We start from the raw sequence: 21,082 nt of genomic DNA on the forward strand, positions 1-21,082 counted from the left end.
GAATTTGTGGATAAACTTGTGAAGATTCTGATTTTTGCTTATCTTTTTTATCTTTTTTATTCAGCTTGAACTGCCGCCACCATGCGTTTGTGTTCGATCTTAGTACATCGATCCATCACCACCGCAATGCCAGCTTTCGCGGCCGCTTCAGCCGCCTCTTCATGGATCACACCGAGCTGCATCCAAATCATAGGCAGTCCTAAATTCTGCACTTCGGTGACGATTGCAGGAATCTCTTCAGACTTTCGAAAACAATCAACGATGTCGATCTGCGGATAGACTTGTTTCGCCGCCGCTAGATCCACAAAACAGGCGACGCCTTCAATACTCTGCCCCGCCAATACAGGATTCACACCGAGCACGGTGTAGCCCTGCTCTTGCAGATATTGCGCCACCTTGAAACTATCGCGCTCAGGCTTATTCGACAGTCCAACAATCGCTATCACTTTTGCGGTGTTTAAGAGCGCATCGATTTCAGATTCATTGAGAGTGTGCATATGATTTTCAGAGAGATTTTTTCAAACAGAGAACCGCATCAACAAGCGATCAACACCGCACAAATAACAAAGGCAGCCTAAGCTGCCTTTGTCTTCGTGCATTTGCTACGTGAGCACTGAAATTCCTATCGAGTCCGATGGAATTAGCGCTTAGAACGCAATTTCTGAATCGCTGCCAATTGTGCGATCGCTGATGCCAACTCGGCTTGTGCTTGCGCATAGTCGATGCTCGCTTCGCGATTAACCAAAGCTTCTTCTGCTAATTTCTTCGCTTCCAAAGCTTTTGCTTCATCAAGATCAGCGCCACGGATCGCTGTATCTGCCAACACGGTAACTGTATCAGGTTGAACTTCAAGGATACCGCCAGCAACGAATACGAATTCGTCTTCAGCTTTACCTTCTACCTTAATACGCACTGCGCCTGGCTTAATACGCGTGATCAATGGAGTGTGCTTTGGATAGATACCCAACTCACCTGATTCACCCGGCAACGCGACGAACAAAGCTTCGCCAGAAAAGATATTCTCTTCTGCAGAAACCACGTCAACGTGAATAGTATGTGCCATGTGCTAACCTTTTTAATTTGCTGCCCCTCCCCCGAGTTTAAGACTCTAGAGAGGGGGGCTTCATTCTTTACCGATCACGAGATCGATCAAGAATAATTAAGCTGCCATTTTCTTCGCTTTTTCGATCGCTTCGTCGATTGTACCTACCATGTAGAACGCTTGTTCTGGCAAGTGATCGAGTTCACCGGATGCAATCATCTTGAAGCCTTTGATTGTATCTTTCAGTGAAACGTATTTACCTGGGGAACCAGTAAACACCTCAGCAACGTGGAAAGGCTGAGACAAGAAACGTTGCATCTTACGTGCACGAGCAACGATCAACTTATCTTCAGGAGCCAATTCGTCCATACCCAAAATCGCGATAATGTCACGCAATTCTTTATAGCGTTGCAAAGTACCTTGAACAGCGCGTGCTGTTTCATAGTGCTCTTGACCAACAACTTGTGGGTCCAACTGACGGGATGTGGAATCCAATGGATCAACCGCTGGGTAAATACCCAAAGATGCGATGTCACGAGACAAAACAACGGTGGAATCCAAGTGAGCAAACGTTGTCGCTGGGGATGGATCTGTCAAGTCATCCGCTGGAACGTAAACTGCTTGAATAGAAGTAATAGAACCAGTCTTAGTGGAAGTAATACGTTCTTGCAAACGGCCCATTTCTTCAGCCAATGTAGGTTGGTAACCCACCGCGGAAGGCATACGGCCCAACAAAGCGGAAACTTCAGTACCAGCCAATGTGTAACGATAGATGTTATCGACGAAGAACAAAACGTCTTTACCTTCGTCACGGAAACCTTCCGCAATCGTCAAACCAGTCAAAGCAACGCGCAAACGGTTACCTGGTGGTTCATTCATCTGACCGTACACCATCGCTACTTTGGAATCTTCAGGCTTTTCCAAGTTAACAACGTTAGCGTCAGCCATTTCGTGGTAGAAGTCATTACCTTCACGAGTACGTTCACCAACACCAGCAAACACGGACAAACCACTGTGTGCTTTAGCGATGTTGTTGATCAACTCCATCATGTTAACGGTCTTACCAACACCCGCACCACCGAACAAACCGACTTTACCACCCTTCGCAAATGGGCAAACCAAGTCAATAACTTTGATACCGGTTTCCAACAATTCTTGCGATGGAGAGAGTTCGTCGTAAGCAGGTGCTTTACGGTGGATAGATGCTTGTGATTCACGGCTAACCGGACCACATTCATCAATTGGGTTACCCAATACGTCCATAATACGGCCCAATGTTGCTTTGCCGGTTGGAACCATAATTGGTTTACCTGTGTTGCTAATCATCATGCCGCGACGCAAACCATCAGATGTACCCAAAGCAATCGTACGGACGATACCGTCACCCAATTGCTGTTGGACTTCCAATGTCAGATCGGAGCCTTCCATTTTCAAGGCATCGTAAACCTTAGGCATCGCGTCGCGTGGAAATTCAACGTCCACAACAGCGCCGATACACTGAACGATTTTGCCATTAGCCATGTTCGTTCCTTCAATAATATTAAAATTCGTTTAAACCGCTGCCGCGCCGGCGACGATTTCGGAGAGCTCTTTTGTAATTGCAGCTTGACGGGTTTTGTTATAAACCAGTTTAAGCTCGGCAATCACATTACCCGCGTTATCACTTGCTGCTTTCATCGCCACCATACGTGCCGATTGTTCAGACGCCATGTTTTCTGCAACCGCTTGATAAATCAAAGCTTCAACATAACGCACCAACAATTCATCGATCACGGTTGCCGCATCAGGTTCGTACAAGTAATCCCATGCATGGGAAGACTTATCCGCTTCGAGCTTGTCCGATGTCAGAGGCAATAACTGCTCTAACACTGGTTCTTGCTTCATCGTGTTAATGAATTTGGTGTAGCACAAGTAGACCGCGTCGAGCTCGCCTTCCTGATAGGCATCCAGCAAAACTTTGACTGGACCAATCAATTTATCGAGGTGAGGTGTATCGCCCAATTGCACTGCGTGCGATACCACTTTTCCACCTACACGATTCAGGAAGCCGAGACCTTTATTACCAATCGCGACCGCTTCAATTTTTAAACCCTTACCTTCGAGTTCACGCATTTTGTTAGTAACAAGACGCAAGACGTTGGTGTTCAAACCACCGCACAAGCCTTTGTCTGTCGTTACCACGATCAAGCCAATCTTCTTGGCTTGATCTTGTTGAACCATGAAAGGATGCGTGTACTCTGGGTTGGCTTGTGACAAGTTAGCTGCGATATTACGAATCTTGTCACTGTAGGGACGAGCAGCACGCATTCTGTCCTGCGCTTTGCGCATTTTAGAAGCGGCAACCATTTCCATCGCCTTAGTGATCTTCTTCGTATTCTCTACGCTCTTGATCTTGCCACGTATCTCTTTACCTGCAGCCATGAGTATTGACTCCTTTTAGCTACGGTAAATTAAAATGCGCCGGATTTTTTGAAATCAGCAATTGCGGCAGCCATGGCAGCTTCGCCATCTTTGTCCATTTGCTTGGTTTCTTCGATCTTTTGCAACAACGCTGCTTGGTTAGTCTTCAAATGGTTATGCATACCGGATTCGAAAGCCAATACTTTCTTCACTGGTACATCATCCAAGAAGCCCTTGTTCACAGCGAACAAACTTGCAGCCATCAAGGAGATTGGCAATGGTGCGTACTGAGCTTGTTTCAACAATTCAGTCACGCGTGCACCACGATCCAACTGCTTGCGTGTTGCCTCGTCCAAGTCAGACGCGAACTGCGCAAACGCAGCCAATTCACGATACTGCGCCAAGTCAGTACGAATACCACCGGACAAGTTCTTGATAACTTTAGTCTGAGCAGCACCACCCACGCGAGACACGGAAATACCCGCGTTAATCGCTGGACGAATACCGGAGTTGAACAAGGAAGTTTCCAAGAAGATCTGACCGTCAGTAATCGAAATTACGTTGGTTGGAACGAACGCAGAAACGTCACCTGCTTGAGTTTCAATGATAGGCAATGCAGTCAAAGAACCAGTCTTACCTTTTACAGCACCATTTGTGAATGCTTCAACGTAGTCTGGATTAACACGTGCTGCACGTTCCAACAAACGGGAGTGCAAATAGAACACGTCACCTGGATACGCTTCACGACCTGGTGGACGGCGCAACAACAGGGAAACCTGACGGTAAGCAACCGCTTGCTTGGACAAATCGTCATACACGATCAAAGCATCTTCGCCACGATCACGGAAGTATTCGCCCATTGCGCAACCAGAGTACGCAGAAACGTATTGCATCGCTGCAGATTCAGATGCAGTCGCTGCCACAACGATGGTGTATTCCATCGCGCCGTGTGCTTCCAAAGCGCGCACAACGTTTTTAATGGAAGATGCTTTTTGACCAATCGCTACATAGATACATGTAACGCCTTGACCTTTTTGATTGATGATAGAGTCAATCGCAACAGCTGTCTTACCAGTTTGACGATCGCCAATGATCAATTCACGTTGACCACGACCAACTGGAACCATGGAGTCGATAGACTTCAAACCAGTTTGCAATGGTTGGGAAACGGATTGACGAGCAATAACGCCTGGAGCGATCTTTTCGATCGGAGCTGTCAAACTTGTGTTGATTGGACCTTTACCGTCGATTGGTTGACCCAATGCATTGACCACGCGGCCACGCAATTCAGGACCAATTGGTACTTCCAAAATACGACCAGTACATTTCACTGTGTCGCCTTCGGAAATGTGTTCGTAGTCACCGAGAATAACGGCACCAACGGAATCACGTTCCAAGTTCAAAGCCAGACCAAATGTATTGCCTGGGAATTCCAACATCTCACCTTGCATCGCATCGGACAAACCGTGGATGCGGCAGATGCCGTCGGTAACGGAAATAACCGTACCTTGATTACGAATCTCAGCGCTGTCACCAAGGCCTTGGATACGGCTCTTGATCAACTCGCTGATTTCTGATGGGTTGAGTTGCATACAAACTCCTAAAATTGTTTCAGTACTTAAACAGCTTGCGCCACCAAGGGCTTAAGCTGTCAAAGCGTTGTGCATCTGTTGCAGCTTGGCACGAACCGAAGTATCCAGCACTTGATCACCAACCACGATACGCACACCACCGATCAAAGAAGAATCGACTTTGATTGTTGGGTGCAATTTGCGACCAAATTTCTTTTCCAATGTTGCTGTCAAATCGCTTACTTGTGCTGCAGACATGTCGAAAGCGCTCGTGATTTCCGCATCAGCAGCGCCAGCGTCGGCGTTCTGCAAAGCGTGAAATTGTGCTGCGATTTCAGGCAACAAAGTTAAACGGTCATATTCAGTCAAAGTGTTGATGAAGTTCTTCGCTTCAGCAGTTACTGTTGACTTCAACACGGACAAGAAAGCCTCAGCAGTTTGCGCTGCGGAGACTTTGGGGTTGTGTGCAAGAGCCACTACATCTGGATGTGCCGCAGCTTGCGCCATCTCGGCAACTAGTTCCGACCAAGCGGACAAGTTGCCGGATTTAGCAACGCGATACAACGCTTCTGCGTATGGACGAGCGATCGTTGCGAGTTCAGCCATGATTAGAGCTCAGTCTTCAATTGGTTGAGCAAATCTGCATGAGCCGCTGCATTCACTTCGCGCTTCAAGATTTGCTCTGCGCCTTTGACTGCCAAAGCAGCAACTTGGTCGCGCAATTCTTCACGTGCTTTCGTGACTTGATTTGCAGCTTCTGCTTGCGCAGCAGCGATGATACGTGCCGCTTCTGCATTTGCAGCGTTCTTAGCTTCTTCGATGATCAGTTGTCCACGCTTTTCAGCGTTAGCAACTTGTTTTACACCTTCTTCGCGAGCCGTTGCCAATTCGAGCTGAACTTTTTTCTCAGCTTCTTTCATGGCAGCTTGGCCTTGATCTGCAGCCGCCAAACCGTCAGCGATTTTCTTTCTGCGATCATCGATGGCGCCGATCAACGGTGGCCATACGAATTTCATGGTGAACCAAGCGAGGACGAAAAATACGACCGCTTGGTACCACATTGTTTGATTAAGATTCATGTCGTTTCCTTGTCTGAATTATCGTTCCGCAGATGCTGGACGAAAGCGCCAGCACCACGGTAGAAGAAGGAAATTCAATTAACCTTTGAATGGGTTAGCTGTTGCGAAGAACATAGCGATACCAACACCGATAATGAACGCAGCGTCGATCAAACCAGCCAACAACAACATTTTGCCTTGCAATTTGTCCATCAATTCTGGTTGACGAGCAGATGCTTCCAAATATTTACCACCCATCATAGCGATACCGATACATGCACCCAAAGCGCCCAAACCGATGATCAAACCACAAGCCAAAGCTACCAATGCGACGTTAGTCATGAGAAAACTCCTAAAAGTTAAAAATTAAAAATACCAAAACCAAAAAACCAAAACCTAAAACCAATACTAGAACTGATTACTTCACTTGAAGTGGTGCTGAGAATGTTTGATTCTCAGCACCGCTTCGAATTAGTGTGCATCGTGAGATTGACCCATATACACCAAGGTCAACATCATGAAGATGAACGCTTGCAAGAACACGATCAAAATGTGGAAGATCGCCCAAATAGAACCAGCAATCACCTGACCGATACCGCCGATGTGGCTGTAAGCACCGAGCAAAGCGATCAACAAGAACAACAATTCGCCCGCGAACATGTTACCGAAAAGTCGCATACCGAGAGAGAAGGTTTTTGCTGCGAATTCGACCAAGTTCAACAAGATATTGAATGGCAACATCGCTGGGCCGAAAGGTGCTGTGCACAATTCTTTGATGAAACCACCAACACCTTTAATTTTGAAGGAGTAGTAAATCATCAAGAAGAACACACCAACGGAGATACCCAAAGTACCGTTCAAGTCAGCAGTTGGCACCACGCGGTGGTGCATTTCTGGATCCAAGCCAAACAATGGGAACAACCAAACAGAGAACAAATCGACTGGCAAGAAATCCATGGAGTTCATCAAAGAAACCCACATGAATACAGTCAACGCCATTGGTGCGATGAAAGATACGTTACCGTGCACAATGCTTTTAGCTTGGCCATCGACCATCTCGACCAACATTTCGATCGCACATTGGAAGCGGCTTGGCACGCCTGCTGTGGCTTTACGGGATGCCATGAACATCAAGATGATGGCTAACAAACCGCATACAACTGACCAAATGATGGTGTCGTAGTTGATATAGGACATATCAACCAAAGCTGTTTGTTGCTCATGGGAATTGGCCAAGTGACCTAGATGGTGGCCAATGTACTCTGACGGGGTAGGTGCGTGCGCTGCGCTCATAATCATTGCCTAAAGAGAAGAATTAAATAACTTTTGAGTACCACGATGAAAGCAGCGATAAACGCCAGCCAATTCAAATCGGGGTAAAACATGATCACTGCGCCGAAGAGCGCAATGTTCATCGCAATCTTTATAAATTCACCGATGAAAAAATTCATCGGACTTCCGCCGGGCTTTCGCGTGCTGCTTAATAAGCGCAAGGCGAAGAAGGCGTTAGGAATGGCGCAACAAAGGCCACCAAGCAAAGCTGAAATTCCCGCGGAGAGGCCAGACACTAAGCTTGCCACCAGCGCCACTAGAAAAGCTGCCGCAAATTGCAGCAGGATAATGCGCGCCATGCCTTCCCTCGATTCTTGAATCGTTCAGTTTTACTTCTGATTTTTTTATTGTTCAACTTCCCTCATACCCCGTAGAGCAATTAAGGAAGTTGTTTTGCATCTTCTGATGCGTTCTATTAACCGCGATTATTTTTCATTTTCTACTTCGTTTTTGCACCATTTTTAGGCGCGAGCGAAGCCGCGTTTAATAAAACCACGGAATTATACGTGTTTGTTACACCCAGCGTCAAACGTTTGATGCAACGCAACATATTTAGCTTTGCAAAACTTTTCCCTAATTGTCTTTGCTCTATGTCGATGATTTCTAAGAAAAATCAGAAAAAATTAGTATTTTGACTTGATTCTCAATTTTCGCTTCAATGGCCACGAATCTTCAAAATGATGCCATCCAAAGAATCGAGATCGGCGAAATCAATAATCATTTGGCCGCGACCTTTGCTGCCCAGTTTTAGTGCAACTTGGGTTGCTAACAGGTCAGAAAGCTCCTCTTCCAAGCGCGTGATGTCACGAGACTTTTCTGCTTTTTCGCGTGGCTTGCTTGGATTAGTGAGTTCTGCGGTGGTTTTGGTCACGAGTTTTTCAGTGTCGCGTACGGACAAGCGTTTGGCCACCACTTGATTGGCCAACTGAATCTGGGTCGCAGAGTCGACTGCCAACAAAGCACGTGCGTGGCCCATATCGATATCACCGGCCATCAACATGGTTTGCACTGGGCGCGCCAAGTTTAGCAAGCGCAAAAGATTGGAGACGGCGCTACGAGAGCGGCCAACCGATTGCGCCGCTTGCTCGTGGGTGAAGGAGAAATCGGTAATGAGACGATGAATACCCTGCGCTTCTTCCAAAGGATTCAGATCTTCACGTTGGATGTTTTCGATCAAGGCCATCGCAGCGGCGGCTTGATCATCGACATCCTTCACCAGCACCGGCACTTCGGCCAAGCCCGCTAATTGAGAAGCGCGGAAACGACGCTCACCAGCAATAATCTCATACTGAGTTTGACCATTGTTCTGGCCAACAGGTCGTACCAAGATAGGCTGCATCAAGCCTTGTGCTTTAATCGACGCTGCTAGTTCAGCCAAAGCGCCCTCATCCATGCGCGTACGCGGCTGATACTTACCTGCCTGCATTTGTGTCACAGGCAAGGTGCTGGGTGCGCCTGCGACCGTTGGTACGGCATCGGCGAAGTCCTCTGCGCCACCCAATAATGCGTCCAAACCGCGACCCAAACCTTTTTGTTTTTTTGCTGCTGCCATCATCTTATTTCTTTTCCAAAGTTTTAATACGTTCAACCATTTCTGCACCGAAAGCGATGTAGGCCTGCGCACCTTTCGACGCAGGATCAAACACCACCCCCGGAATTCCGTATGAAGGCGCCTCAGCGAGGCGCACATTGCGTGGAATCAAAGTCTTAAAGACCTTGTCACCAAAGTGACGTTCCAATTGATCTGAGACTTGCTGCGACAAGGTCATGCGCGGATCAAACATCACGCGTAACAAACCAACGATCTTCAGATCTGGATTCAAATTCGCAGCGACCTTCTTGATCGTGTTGGCTAAGTCGGACAGACCTTCTAGCGCATAGTATTCGCATTGCATAGGAATGACGACGCCATGCGCTGCGCACAGTCCATTCAAAGTCAACATCGACAATGCTGGCGGGCAGTCGATCAAGACAAAGTCATATTCGGCATCGACTTCCGCTAAGGCCATGCGCAAACGCTTGTCGCGATTCTCAAGTTCCACCATTTCCACTTCGGCACCGGCCAAGTCGCGGTTCGCGGGCAGAACATCGAAACCGCCCGATTCGGAACGAACGCGGGCGGTCTTCACATCGGACATGCCGAGCAAGACTTGATAAACAGAAGCTTGCAACTTCGCCTTGTTAATCCCTGCTCCCATCGTGGCGTTACCTTGTGGATCAAGATCGACCAAGAGCACGCGCTGGTCGAGTTTCGCCAGGCCCGCCGCGAGGTTAACCGTTGTAGTGGTTTTTCCTACACCACCTTTTTGATTGGCAACGCAAAATATTTTAGCCATAGTCTCTCAAGTGTTATTGTGGCAAACTAAAATGACAAATCAAAATATCTATATAAAAATACTATACAAATAATTACTATTATTAAAATCAATCATGTAAAAACTTACGTGAGACGTGCTGAGATTTCATCGAGTGCTTTCGGTTTCACGTGTAACCAAATTCACTCAGGAAAATACGACCAGCGCCAAAATCACTACCATCTCAATTTTCACATTTTCGTATCACGACTAGATGACGTTCCACGTGTAACCCGGGCACCTTCAACTCTTCAATCCGTTCTACTTCCCATCCCTCAGGCAAACGCTCAATTTCATCTTGAGGCGAGACACCCTTCATCGCAAAAAACCGACCGCCTTCACGCAACAAATGATGCGACCAATTGACGAAGTTATTGAGCTCAGAAAACGCGCGTGAGGTAATCACATGAAACGGATGCTCAACCTTGAGTAACTCAACCCGACCGGTATGCACCGTAACGTTTTTGAGTTTCAGCTCGGCTTTCACCTGTGTCAAAAACGCTGTCTTCTTATTGACGATATCAATCATGCTGACCGCAGCCTCGGGATACATGATCGCCAAAATAATGGCGGGCAAACCACCACCCGAACCGACATCCAAAATCGAGGGTACGCCAGCAAACGCATGCACCGCAGAAAGTGAATCAAGAATATGCAGTTTGATCATTTCATGCGGATCGCGCACAGAGGTGAGGTTGTAAACCGAGTTCCACTTTACTAGCAGCGCGAGATAAGCCAACATCTTTTCGATTTGATCTTCACTGACCGCAAAGGGCAACTGCGCGACACCGTCTCTCAGCTCGCGGCCAAGACTTTCTTTATCGAAGTGTTTCATCAAGAGGCGCTCACTTCCTGCTCAGGAACTTCAGAAGCGAATCCTTTGAAGCCACGTTTTTTCAGATGCACCAACAACAGTGAAACCGCGGCTGGAGTGACGCCCGAAATACGACCACACTGCCCTAGCGTTTCGGGTTTTTGTGCACTGAGTTTTTGCTTGACCTCAATCGACAATCCCGTGACTTCGAAGTAATCGAGATTAGCCGGCATCTTCAAGTTTTCGTAGTGTGCTTGACGTTCGACTTCTTTAGCCTGACGTCCGATATAGCCCGAATATTTCACCTGAATTTCGACCTGCTCTTTGACCGCCGGATCGACGACTGGCTCACCAGCTAGTGCCTGCCCTTCGACACCTTTGAGTGTCATCAAATGATCATATGTGACTTGTGGACGGCGCAATAAATCGGCCAATGAGTATTCACGTTCCAATGCTTTACCCACCACACGTTCGGCTTCCACATCAGGAACGATGCGCGGATTAACCCACGTTGATTTCAAGCGTTCGAGCTCACGGGCCACTGCTTCGCGCTTGGCCTCAAACGCTTGCCACTGCACATCACTGACACAACCGAGGCGACGACCGATCTCGGTCAGGCGCATATCGGCATTATCCTCACGCAAACTGAGACGGAATTCGGCACGACTAGTGAACATACGATAGGGTTCTTGCACACCTTTGGTGACCAAATCATCGACCAAGACACCCAGATAAGCCTCGTCGCGACGAGGAATCCACGCCTCTTTTCCTTGCGTTTGCAGGGCTGCATTGATACCGGCCAGCATGCCTTGCGCGGCCGCTTCTTCGTAGCCGGTCGTTCCGTTAATCTGACCTGCAAAGAATAAACCTTGAATCGCCCGTGTTTCCAAGGACGTTTTCAAACCACGCGGATCAAAATAATCATACTCAATCGCATAACCAGGACGCAGAATATAGGCGTTTTCCATACCGACCATGGAGCGCACTAAGTCCAATTGCACGTCAAATGGCAAGCTCGTTGAGATGCCATTTGGGTAGAATTCATTGGTGGTGAGACCCTCTGGCTCAAGAAAAATCTGATGCGATTCCTTGCCTGAAAAGCGATGAATCTTATCTTCAATCGATGGGCAGTAGCGTGGCCCCACCCCTTCAATCACACCCGTGTACATCGGGCTACGATCCAAACCTGCGCGAATAATATCGTGGGTTTTCTCATTAGTATGGGTAATCCAGCATGGCAATTGACGCGGATGCATCGCGACATTACCCATGACTGAGAAGACTGGAATCGGATCCAGATCACCGGGCTGCTCCTGCATCTTAGAAAAATCGATGCTGCGACCGTCGATGCGAGGTGGCGTACCTGTCTTTAGGCGACCTTGCGGCAGTGCCAATTCCTTCAAGCGACGTGACAAAGAAATCGCTGGCGGATCGCCAGCACGACCAGCCGAGTAGTTATTCAGTCCAACATGAATCTTCCCATCAAGGAAAGTACCCGCAGTAAGAACCACCGCACGAGCACGGAATTTCAAACCAACTTGGGTCACTGCGCCGATCACGCGGTCGCCTTCAACCATCAAATCATCGACCGCTTGCTGGAAAATCCACAGATTTTCTTGGTTTTCGAGACGACCACGGATCGCCTGTTTGTACAAAATGCGGTCCGCTTGGGCACGCGTCGCGCGCACAGCCGGACCTTTAGACGAGTTCAAAATACGAAATTGGATACCTGCCTCATCGGTCGCAATAGCCATCGCGCCGCCCATGGCATCGACTTCTTTAACAAGATGACCTTTACCAATACCACCAATCGATGGATTGCAAGACATCTGCCCTAAGGTCTCAATATTGTGGGTAAGTAGGAGCGTCGACTGCCCCATTCGGGCAGAAGCCAAGGCAGCCTCCGTACCGGCGTGACCGCCGCCGACGACGATAACATCGAATTCTTTTGGATAAAACATGAAAGTGACTCTAGGTGGGATTTTCTTACAGAGGCACGATTATAGATGCTTTTACCTTGAATTCCGCTTTTGAAAACCAAAAAGAACAAATTAATCACACTGTTTCACGTGAAACAGTGTGCAATTACATCAAGATTGCAGCGATGACGACTACCAACCCAAGACCAAGCAAAGCAATATAAGCACGCAAGACCCATTTGTTCTGAGGAGGCGCAACTGATTTCTTGCGCTTCTTCTTTTGACGCTTGGGCGCTGGATAAACCTCCACCAACTTCTTTACGCGCTTGCTCTTATCAGGAATTTCCTCACCATCCAACGGAATGAAAAGATCAACATCATCCTGCTTCGAACGCTGACGCACGGATCGCACCGAGTTGCTTTTCGTGTCAACCACAAGTCCCGAACCGCTCTCCACTCCGCCCATAGATGAGGAAAAGAAATCATCCGATGTCGGATCTCCCGACCCCATATCGAGCCGGGCCAAAGCTTCAATCAAGCCCAAACCCAATAAGGACTTCACAGACTCGCGAAATTTATTACGTGCATCGACATCAAACGGGGCCAACATCAGTTCCACCGTGCTCACACCATCTATCGACACCAACACAATTTGATCCATCTTCGCCAATTGCAGCGCGCGCTCACGGATCTCCTGATCGCCAGCCTCAGTCCGCTTAAAGATCGTATCGTCAGTCCAACTCAAGATTCACACTCTCCGGATGTTTCACGTGAAACAAAGCTATTTTAAAAATGCGTCATAACTCGTCCTAAAGATTAGCGCAGTCACGACAAACAGAAATACTTTTCTGACGAATTCACTACCCAACCGAATCGCCAAACGACTACCACTGATGGAGCCCACTACACCCCACAGCGCCATCCACAATCCAAGCATCCACATCACATTTCCACTATACCCGAACCATAACAGCGCCGCAGCATTACAAGAAACATTCAATAGTTTAGCCGCAGCCGAGCCATGTAGAAAGTCATATCCGAACACACGTACAAAAACAAAGACAAAAAAACTGCCCGTGCCAGGGCCAAAAAACCCATCATAAAATCCAATCAAAGCGCCGAAGCCCACACCCAAATACAGTTCTTGCTGGTCGTTCCAACGACGCTGGTGCTGACTACCGAGATCCTTCTTACTGAAAGTGTAAATCGCTATCAATAAAAGTACGAAGGGAAGAATTTTTCGTAGGTAAGTTGGTGGCACATAGGTCAAGGTGATCGCACCAAGAAATGCGAAAGCAAACGCCGCCAACGCCGATGGAATAATAAGCCCCCAACGCAAACGAACAGATTTTAGATAGTTCCGTGCAGCAACAGACGTTCCCCAAATTCCCGCAAACTTACTCGTCCCAATCAAACTCGATGGACTACTGTTGGGGAAAACCGAAAACAAACTGGGTAGTTGAATCAAGCCACCACCACCGACCACCGCATCGACAAAACCTGCAAAAAAAGCAGCAATTGCAAGGAATGCAAATTCCATTAATAGCTTTCAAAATAAAGGCTTACAGAATATCAGTTGAGATTGCAAACACAAGAAAACATTGTTGTTTTCCGCGTCAAAAATTGAGCTCTCGATTGACACCCACAAAGAGAAAATGATCTCATCACGCCTTGCATAGAATCATCGAAAAAGTACTCTCAGAAGTGCTGAAGCAACCGAGTCATCAAAGATGAGCCGGAGGGAGCAACATCATATCTTTTATCCAAAGATATGCTAATAAAAAACCCAACACAGGAGTCCACAATGATTGAAAAAGTAATCTCTCGTTCTGTCAAAGCGATCTTCACTGGCGGCCTAGTTGCTAGCGCAGGTCTCATGGCAACACAGGCTTATGCACAAGAGCAAAAAGCCGAAGCCGTCGTGATTACAGGTACGCGCATCACGACACCAGGTACAACCTCAAACAGCCCGATCACTTCATTAAGCGCAGCCGACATTCAAGCAGCGCAACCTGTTGCAGTCGAAGAGTTCTTTAAAGGTATTCCCGCTGCCGTACCATCGATTGGTCCAGGCACCAATAACGGTACCGGTGGTGCAGCGACCATCGATATGCGCGGTCTTGGCAGCAACCGCACCTTGGTGCTGGTCAATGGTCGACGCTTGGTTCCTTACAACCTCAGTGGTGTGGTTGATACCAATGCTATTCCAGTATCCTTGCTCAATCGCGTCGATCTCATGACCGGTGGTGCTTCCGTGGTTTACGGTGCAGATGCTGTTGCAGGCGTCGTGAACTTCAACCTCAAGAAAAACTTCCGCGGCTTCGAAGTCAATACATCTACAGGTGTCTCTGGTGATCGTGATGCAAAACGCAATCGTATCGATGTCACCATGGGTGCAGCTCTTGACGGAGGCAAAGGTAACGTAGCCTTGAGTCTCGGCAAAACCAAAGTGGATCCATTTACACAAGCTCAACGTTCATGGTCACGTCAAGGTATCGCTTCTACCACTGGTACAGTACAAGGCTCTAACACCACAGTTCCTTCACAGATCACAATAGCAAAAGGTACCGGTGGTACCGACACATTGGCAGGCGCGTGGCAAGTTGATCCAACCAAAGGACTCTTGGTTCAACCAGTAGGTACCTTCAACTTCAACCCAGACAATTACTACAACACGGGTATGGATCGTAGCCAAGCGACTGCTTTGGCAAACTACAAGATCAACGAGTACTTCGAGCCTTACACCGAGGTCTTCTACACTGATAGTGCCGTCTCTTCACAATTAGCTTCGACCGGCTCGTTTGCAACGACCTTCGATGTGCCAATTGGCAACCCTTACATCCCACAAGCAATGCGTGACCAAATCTGCTTGCGCCGTGGCATCGCCGCTGCCAATTGCGTCTCTGGTAACTCGACGATTGTTCCAATGTTGGTTGATCGCCGCTTCACAGAGCTGGGTCCACGCTTCAACGATTACACAACGAAAACCTTCCAGTACAACATCGGTACAAAGGGCGACCTGATCGCCGGCTGGACTTACGATGCGTACTTCTCACGCGGCGCATCTGATCAAACCAGTATTCGCCGTAACTGGGGCTCTTTCGCAAAAATGCGCCAAGCTCTGAACGCGTTGAACACAAGCACTTGTGTCACCAACACGAATGGCTGCGTACCACTCAATGTATTCGGTGCTGAAGGATCCATCAATGCCGATATGGCGAAGTTCATCAATATGGATGGCATTACCTTATTGAACGTAACTCAAGATGTGACTTCCTTCTCGACCTCTGGCGATCTTGGCGATTTCGTGCAAAGCCCATGGGCACGTCAACCAATCACGATGTCAGTATCGGCTGAACAACGCAAAACAAGTTCATCATCAACCGCAGATGAAGGCACACAATCAGGCGACTTAGCTGGTGCCGGTGGTGCCAATCCAAATCGTAAGGGCTCTTTCCGTATGAAAGAGTACGCGATGGAAATGAATGTACCTTTGCTCAAAGATAAATTCATGGCGCGTAATCTCGGTTTGGAATTAGGTTACCGTAATACGGATTTCAGCACTTCTGCGCAAAACCGCAGCTACAACAGCTACAAATACGGCGGCGAATGGGAACCAGTAAAGAGCTTCCGCGTTCGTGGTATGGTTCAGTTGGCGACTCGTGCCCCGAACATCAGCGAATTGTTTAGCCCAACCTCGACTGGTTTGAGCAACTTGGCCAAAGATCCTTGCCAAGGCAATTTGATCAATGCTGGTGAAGCCAACACTGCGGGTACCTTGTCCAATTTGTGCCGCTTAACTGGCGTTCCAGTCGGCGCGATCGGCACTGTGGCGCAGCCATCCGCAGGCCAGATTAACCGTCTCTCTGGTGGCAATCCAAACCTGGCACCTGAAGAAGCGAAGAGCAAAACTTTGGGCTTCGTGATTGAACCGATCGCTAAGATGGCTATTAGCGTTGACTACTACCAAATTTTGATCACCAAGGCGATCACAACACCATCTGTTGCTGATATTTTGGACGGTTGCTATAGCACCAAATTCAATCCAAGTTTGGGCTTCAACGCTTCTTGTGCAGCGATTGGTCGTAACGTCAATAACGGTACGCTGAATGGTCCAGCATCTGAATCTAAGGGTGTCGCTGTTCAATTGTCGAACCTTGGTGTCGTGAAGACGAGTGGCTACGATTTGAACGCAATGTATCAAATGCCATTGAGCCAACTTGGCTTTGCTCCAAGTGCTGGTAAATTGGACTTAAGCTTGAGCTACAACAAAGTTAATTCCAACTTATTCCAAGCCACACCAGCGTCCATCAATCGTGATTGCTTAGGCTACTACTCTGTCTCTTGCTCGAATTTGATTTACAAAAACAAATTCAACCAACGTACCACTTGGAGCTTCGGTGACTTTAGCGTCGGCTACAACTGGCGTCATGTCAGTGGTTTGGTCATTGAACCATTGGCAAACCCAACCAAGACCGATGGCACGCCAACCTTCTTGCCTGCTTACTCTAAGATTGATGCTCATAACTACTTGGACTTGAATGCAAGCTGGAACTTCAGCAAAAACATCAAGATCAACTTGAGCATCGCCAATGCAACAGGCAAAACGCCACCATTCGTTGGAAACACTGTTTCTGGCACAGGTGTCAACGCTGGTAATACCTTCCCACAATTCTATGACGTCGTGGGTCGTTACTACACAGTTGGTGCGAACTTCAAGTTCTAATCGAGCGATCGTGTGAAGAAAAATGGCGAGCAAGAGCTCGCCATTTTTTTCGCCTAAGCCTAATGATCAGGCAAACAGACAAACGATTTATTTCGCGACAGGCATCGAAAACTCAGCCCCCTTAGCGATACTATCGGGCCAGCGCTGCATCACCGATTTGTAACGCGTATAGAAGCGGATCCCCTCTTCTCCATATGCATGTACATCGCCAAACAAAGAACGCTTCCATCCACCAAAGGAATGCCATGCCATCGGTACCGGAATCGGTACATTAATTCCCACCATACCGACTTGTACACGGCGTGAAAACTCACGCGCTGTGTTGCCATCAGAAGTGAAGATCGACACGCCGTTGCCATACTCGTGGCGATTGATCAGCTCCAAGGCTTGAGTGAAATTGTCGACGCGAATCACACACAACACGGGACCAAAAATTTCCTCGCGATGAATCTGCATGCCCTCTTGTACGTGATCGAACAAAGATCCGCCCAAGAAATAACCATGCTCATGTCCCTCAATCTGAATCGCACGACCATCTACGACCAGCTGTGCACCTTCGCGTACGCCAGCTTCAATCAGACTAAGAATCTTTTCTTTGTGCGCGGCGCTGACTACAGGTCCCATCTCGACCCCAGCCTCCACTCCAGAACCGACTTTCAAAGCCTTTACACGCGGCGCCAAGCGTTCAATTAGAGTATCCCCTACCTCACCCACTGCCACCGCCACAGAAATCGCCATACAGCGTTCTCCAGCCGATCCATACGCCGCTCCCATCAAGGCATCGAGCACTTGGTCCAGATCAGCATCCGGCATCACCACTAAATGGTTTTTCGCACCGCCGAGCGCTTGCACGCGCTTCCCGCGGCGAGTACCTTCTTGATAAATGTATTCAGCAATCGGCGTCGAACCCACGAAAGATACGGCGGCCACTTGAGGGTGTTCTAACAAACGATCGACCGCGAGCTTATCGCCTTGCACCACATTAAAGACACCATCAGGAAGCCCCGCCTGACGGAACAAATCAGCAATCATCAATGAAGCCGATGGGTCACGTTCCGAAGGCTTTAAAATGAAGGTATTTCCGGTGGCGATTGCCATAGGTGCCATCCACATCGGTACCATAAAAGGAAAATTGAAAGGCGTAATACCGACACAAACCCCGAGTGCCTGACGCAAATTCCAATTATCGATGCCGCCACCAATATTGTCCGAAAACTGGGTCTTCAATAGTTGCGGTAAGCCACAGCAAAACTCAACGATTTCTAAACCGCGCGTGATCTCTCCCATCGCATCAGACAAAATCTTGCCATGCTCACGCGTAATGATGGCTGCCAATTCGGCCTGATGCTGTTCGAGTAGTTCTTTGAACTTAAACAGTATCCGTGCCCGTTTCAAAGGAGCGGTCTCTGACCAAGCGGGGAAGGCTTGATAAGCTGCTTGTACAGCCTGATCAACCTCTTCCTGCGTTGCCAACACCACCTCGGCGCAAGGGCTACCGTGAGCTGGATTAAACACCGCTTGTCGCCGTGTATGGGATGATTCAACTTCCTCACCATTGATATAGTGGCCAATTACCTGGGTAGTCACTTCTGCATCCTTGTTGTTTGTTATATTCAATATCTGATCACTGATTGTCGACGCCATAAACTGTCCCGCTCAGATCAAATCGACATAGAATCGATATCAAGAGTCAGATGGCCTGAGTGATCAATAGGGTGGTAGACTATGACGTCACTTGTACCTGAACTTGTACTTGTAAAGAGACCTTTAAAATACCTTAAAACGAAGCTCGAGCTAGATGCAAAAACGCATCCTCAAAGCACGAGCAATCATCATTTGATGCCGTCTCTCACTCTACTTAGTCTGCTTAGTCTGCTCATTCTTATACCGCATCCACTATACCGATAATACCGATAATCTATGGCACGCTCAACCAAAGCCAGTACCGCCGTTCTACGACTTAAAGAACGTACTCAACAAGCACCGTATTCGATGGTGTCGACCGGTAGTGGCCATTTCTATCTGGTACTCCAAGATAACGCCGGCCAAACACAGCAGCTTTGTGCTCCCATGGAGATTGACGACTTTGTTCAATTTGTCAATAATCTGCACAAAGCCGCGCCACGCAAAGCGAGTAAATTAGATCTCGCTTTCGAACAGAAAATTCAGCGTAGCAAAGTTCAGAAATAAGGGATTTCACCTCCTATTTCATTACGCAATTTTGAATAAATACAGCACCTCACCCTCTGCTCAATCAACTCAACCAACATTCTATGAAACTTCATTCCGCACTAATTTCCATCGGCATGATCGCTGCTACAAACTGCCTCATCAATCCCGTTTTCGCACAAGACGGAAAACCGCAAACTGAGGTCGCGGCATCTGCGGCATCAGCTACTTCAGCAGCCGTTGTTAGTTCTCAGACCGAATCGGCGCTCAAAGAACTCAAAGTGATCGATACCGTAGTCGGTACAGGAGACGAGGCGCAAGCGGGTAAATTGGCGGTCGTGCACTATAGTGGTTGGTTATATGATCCGAACGCTGCAGACCTGCACGGCAAAGCCTTTGATAGTTCCGTCAATCGTGGTCCATTTACCTTTCCACTTGGCGCGCGTCGTGTGATTCAAGGTTGGGACCAAGGTGTGCAAGGCATGAAGGTTGGCGGTAAGCGTACCCTAATCATTCCATCAAGTATGGCTTACGGTGAGCGCAACATTGGCAATGGTTTGATTCCTCCTAACTCTGACTTGATTTTTGATGTCGAACTATTGGAAGTTAAGGCATTAATCCCACCAGCAGAACCGCAAGTACCGAATGTGCCAGTCGAAAAAATCGACAGAAAAGTTGGCAAAGGCAAAGAAGCGGTAGCAGGCAAGAAAGTCATCGTGCATTACACCGGTTGGTTGCGTGATCCAAAAGCCAAAGACCAACATGGCAAAGAATTTGATAGCTCCATCAAGCGTGAACCGTTTAGTTTCACTCTCGGTGCACGTGAAGTGATTCCTGGTTGGGACCAAGGCGTGGCTGGCATGAAAGAAGGTGGCAAACGTACCTTAATCATCCCTGCCGTCATGGCCTACGGAAGCCGCGGCGTTGGCAATGGTTTGATTCCACCAAACTCTGATCTCGTCTTTGACGTTCAACTGATCAAAGTGAAATAAACGCATAAGTAAGTAAATAAGTGCGTAAATAAGCATCACCAAATTTTTTAACAAGCACAAAGAGTACTGACGATCAGTGGGTTAATATGGAACCCTCTCATTCTAGGTACTCTTTTTCTATATAGCCTTTGCATTTACATGAGTACTTTGCCCTCTCCATTGCAAGACAATGCACTCAGCTATCTACGCGCTTATCCGACTTCGATTCAAGACCAAGTCAAACAGCTCATTGCGCAAGAACGCTTAGGCCAATATCTACTCGCAAAGTATCCTGAATGTCATGCGGTGCGAACCGATAAAGCCTTGTATCAGTACGTACAAGAACTCAAATCAAGCCATCTTCGCAATGGAGAGCAGCTCAGTAAAGTCGTGTTCGATAACAAACTCCACGTAATTCGAAATGCGCTAGGAACGCATAGCTATGTCTCGCGTGTTCAAGGAAGCAAACTCAAAACTAAAAACGAAATTCGGATTGCTAGTTTGTTTAAGACTGCTCCGGAAGCGTTTCTCAAAATGATTGTGGTGCATGAACTTGCGCATCTGAAGGAAAAAGAACACAACAAGTCCTTCTATCAACTCTGCACTCACCTCGAGCCACAGTACCATCAATATGAACTCGACTGTCGTATCTATTTAAGCTATCTTGATCTCTACCAGCAAAGCTTGTGGTCACCAACACTTAGCTAGCAGGCTATGAAATCTTTC

The 21,082-nt window shown here is 47.8% G+C and carries 21 protein-coding genes; 4 read left to right on the plus strand and 17 right to left on the minus strand.

Going from position 1 to position 21,082, the window contains the following annotated elements; translation table 11 throughout:
* Positions 1-56: 56 nt before the first annotated feature.
* From RF679_RS18745 to RF679_RS18820, 16 genes are all read right to left on the minus strand, one after another.
* Positions 57-497 (minus strand): CoA-binding protein, encoded by a 441-nt coding sequence (locus RF679_RS18745; protein ID WP_309482145.1) that lies wholly within the window; start codon positions 495-497, stop codon positions 57-59.
* 143 nt (positions 498-640) lie between these two features.
* A complete protein-coding gene (locus RF679_RS18750; protein WP_309482146.1) occupies positions 641-1,063 on the minus strand; it encodes a F0F1 ATP synthase subunit epsilon in 423 nt (140 codons plus the stop codon).
* A gap of 96 nt (positions 1,064-1,159) precedes the next feature.
* Entirely contained in the window at positions 1,160-2,563 is a 1,404-nt protein-coding gene (gene atpD, locus RF679_RS18755; protein ID WP_186917569.1) for a F0F1 ATP synthase subunit beta, read from the minus strand.
* Between the two features lie 30 nt (positions 2,564-2,593).
* The gene (gene atpG, locus RF679_RS18760) at positions 2,594-3,463 is read right to left on the minus strand and encodes a F0F1 ATP synthase subunit gamma (RefSeq protein ID WP_309482147.1); all 870 of its coding nucleotides are present in this window, start codon (positions 3,461-3,463) and stop codon (positions 2,594-2,596) included.
* A gap of 29 nt (positions 3,464-3,492) precedes the next feature.
* Positions 3,493-5,034: a F0F1 ATP synthase subunit alpha gene (gene atpA, locus RF679_RS18765; RefSeq protein WP_309482148.1), complete on the minus strand. Its 1,542-nt coding sequence runs from the start codon at positions 5,032-5,034 to the stop codon at positions 3,493-3,495.
* A 51-nt stretch (positions 5,035-5,085) separates the two neighbouring features.
* A complete protein-coding gene (locus tag RF679_RS18770; protein WP_309482149.1) occupies positions 5,086-5,619 on the minus strand; it encodes a F0F1 ATP synthase subunit delta in 534 nt (177 codons plus the stop codon).
* Between the two features lie 2 nt (positions 5,620-5,621).
* Positions 5,622-6,092, minus strand: coding sequence for a F0F1 ATP synthase subunit B (locus RF679_RS18775; protein ID WP_309482150.1), 471 nt, complete (start codon positions 6,090-6,092; stop codon positions 5,622-5,624).
* Between the two features lie 78 nt (positions 6,093-6,170).
* Complete coding sequence (atpE, locus tag RF679_RS18780; RefSeq protein ID WP_309482151.1) at positions 6,171-6,413, minus strand: F0F1 ATP synthase subunit C; 243 nt, start codon at positions 6,411-6,413, stop codon at positions 6,171-6,173.
* A 129-nt stretch (positions 6,414-6,542) separates the two neighbouring features.
* Complete coding sequence (atpB, locus tag RF679_RS18785) at positions 6,543-7,370, minus strand: F0F1 ATP synthase subunit A (RefSeq protein ID WP_373921714.1); 828 nt, start codon at positions 7,368-7,370, stop codon at positions 6,543-6,545.
* The gene (locus RF679_RS18790) at positions 7,367-7,702 is read right to left on the minus strand and encodes an ATP synthase subunit I (RefSeq protein WP_309482153.1); all 336 of its coding nucleotides are present in this window, start codon (positions 7,700-7,702) and stop codon (positions 7,367-7,369) included. The genes atpB and RF679_RS18790 overlap by 4 nt, the downstream gene beginning before the upstream one ends.
* A 356-nt stretch (positions 7,703-8,058) precedes the next feature.
* On the minus strand, positions 8,059-8,958 hold the full coding sequence (locus RF679_RS18795; RefSeq protein WP_309482154.1) for a ParB/RepB/Spo0J family partition protein: 900 nt from the start codon (positions 8,956-8,958) through the stop codon (positions 8,059-8,061).
* A gap of 1 nt (position 8,959) precedes the next feature.
* Positions 8,960-9,739 carry a ParA family protein gene (locus RF679_RS18800; RefSeq protein ID WP_309482155.1) on the minus strand — a complete coding sequence of 260 codons (780 nt, stop codon included), beginning with the start codon at positions 9,737-9,739 and terminating at the stop codon, positions 8,960-8,962.
* A 202-nt stretch (positions 9,740-9,941) separates the two neighbouring features.
* Positions 9,942-10,592 (minus strand): 16S rRNA (guanine(527)-N(7))-methyltransferase RsmG, encoded by a 651-nt coding sequence (gene rsmG, locus RF679_RS18805; protein ID WP_309482156.1) that lies wholly within the window; start codon positions 10,590-10,592, stop codon positions 9,942-9,944.
* Complete coding sequence (mnmG, locus tag RF679_RS18810) at positions 10,592-12,532, minus strand: tRNA uridine-5-carboxymethylaminomethyl(34) synthesis enzyme MnmG (protein WP_309482157.1); 1,941 nt, start codon at positions 12,530-12,532, stop codon at positions 10,592-10,594. The genes rsmG and mnmG overlap by 1 nt, the downstream gene beginning before the upstream one ends.
* A gap of 124 nt (positions 12,533-12,656) precedes the next feature.
* Positions 12,657-13,235, minus strand: a complete 579-nt coding sequence (locus tag RF679_RS18815; protein ID WP_309482158.1) for a hypothetical protein — start codon at positions 13,233-13,235, stop codon at positions 12,657-12,659.
* Between the two features lie 36 nt (positions 13,236-13,271).
* Positions 13,272-14,030, minus strand: coding sequence for a sulfite exporter TauE/SafE family protein (locus RF679_RS18820; RefSeq protein WP_309482159.1), 759 nt, complete (start codon positions 14,028-14,030; stop codon positions 13,272-13,274).
* Between the two features lie 264 nt (positions 14,031-14,294).
* On the opposite strand from RF679_RS18820, the gene RF679_RS18825 reads away from it, so the two are divergent.
* A complete protein-coding gene (locus RF679_RS18825) occupies positions 14,295-17,216 on the plus strand; it encodes a TonB-dependent receptor domain-containing protein (protein WP_309482160.1) in 2,922 nt (973 codons plus the stop codon).
* A gap of 87 nt (positions 17,217-17,303) precedes the next feature.
* On the opposite strand, the gene RF679_RS18830 is transcribed toward RF679_RS18825, so the two are convergent.
* Positions 17,304-18,860 carry a CoA-acylating methylmalonate-semialdehyde dehydrogenase gene (locus RF679_RS18830; RefSeq protein ID WP_309482161.1) on the minus strand — a complete coding sequence of 519 codons (1,557 nt, stop codon included), beginning with the start codon at positions 18,858-18,860 and terminating at the stop codon, positions 17,304-17,306.
* 276 nt (positions 18,861-19,136) lie between these two features.
* On the opposite strand from RF679_RS18830, the gene RF679_RS18835 reads away from it, so the two are divergent.
* The 3 genes from RF679_RS18835 to RF679_RS18845 all read left to right on the plus strand — a co-directional run bounded on the left by RF679_RS18835 (position 19,137) and on the right by RF679_RS18845 (position 21,064).
* Positions 19,137-19,406 (plus strand): hypothetical protein, encoded by a 270-nt coding sequence (locus RF679_RS18835; protein ID WP_309482162.1) that lies wholly within the window; start codon positions 19,137-19,139, stop codon positions 19,404-19,406.
* A gap of 83 nt (positions 19,407-19,489) precedes the next feature.
* The gene (locus RF679_RS18840) at positions 19,490-20,377 is read left to right on the plus strand and encodes an FKBP-type peptidyl-prolyl cis-trans isomerase (RefSeq protein ID WP_309482163.1); all 888 of its coding nucleotides are present in this window, start codon (positions 19,490-19,492) and stop codon (positions 20,375-20,377) included.
* A 138-nt stretch (positions 20,378-20,515) separates the two neighbouring features.
* A complete protein-coding gene (locus RF679_RS18845; protein ID WP_309482164.1) occupies positions 20,516-21,064 on the plus strand; it encodes a M48 family metallopeptidase in 549 nt (182 codons plus the stop codon).
* The last annotated feature ends 18 nt before the right edge of the window (positions 21,065-21,082 follow it).

This window comes from Undibacterium cyanobacteriorum, assembly GCF_031326225.1.
Lineage (GTDB): Bacteria > Pseudomonadota > Gammaproteobacteria > Burkholderiales > Burkholderiaceae_D > Undibacterium > Undibacterium cyanobacteriorum.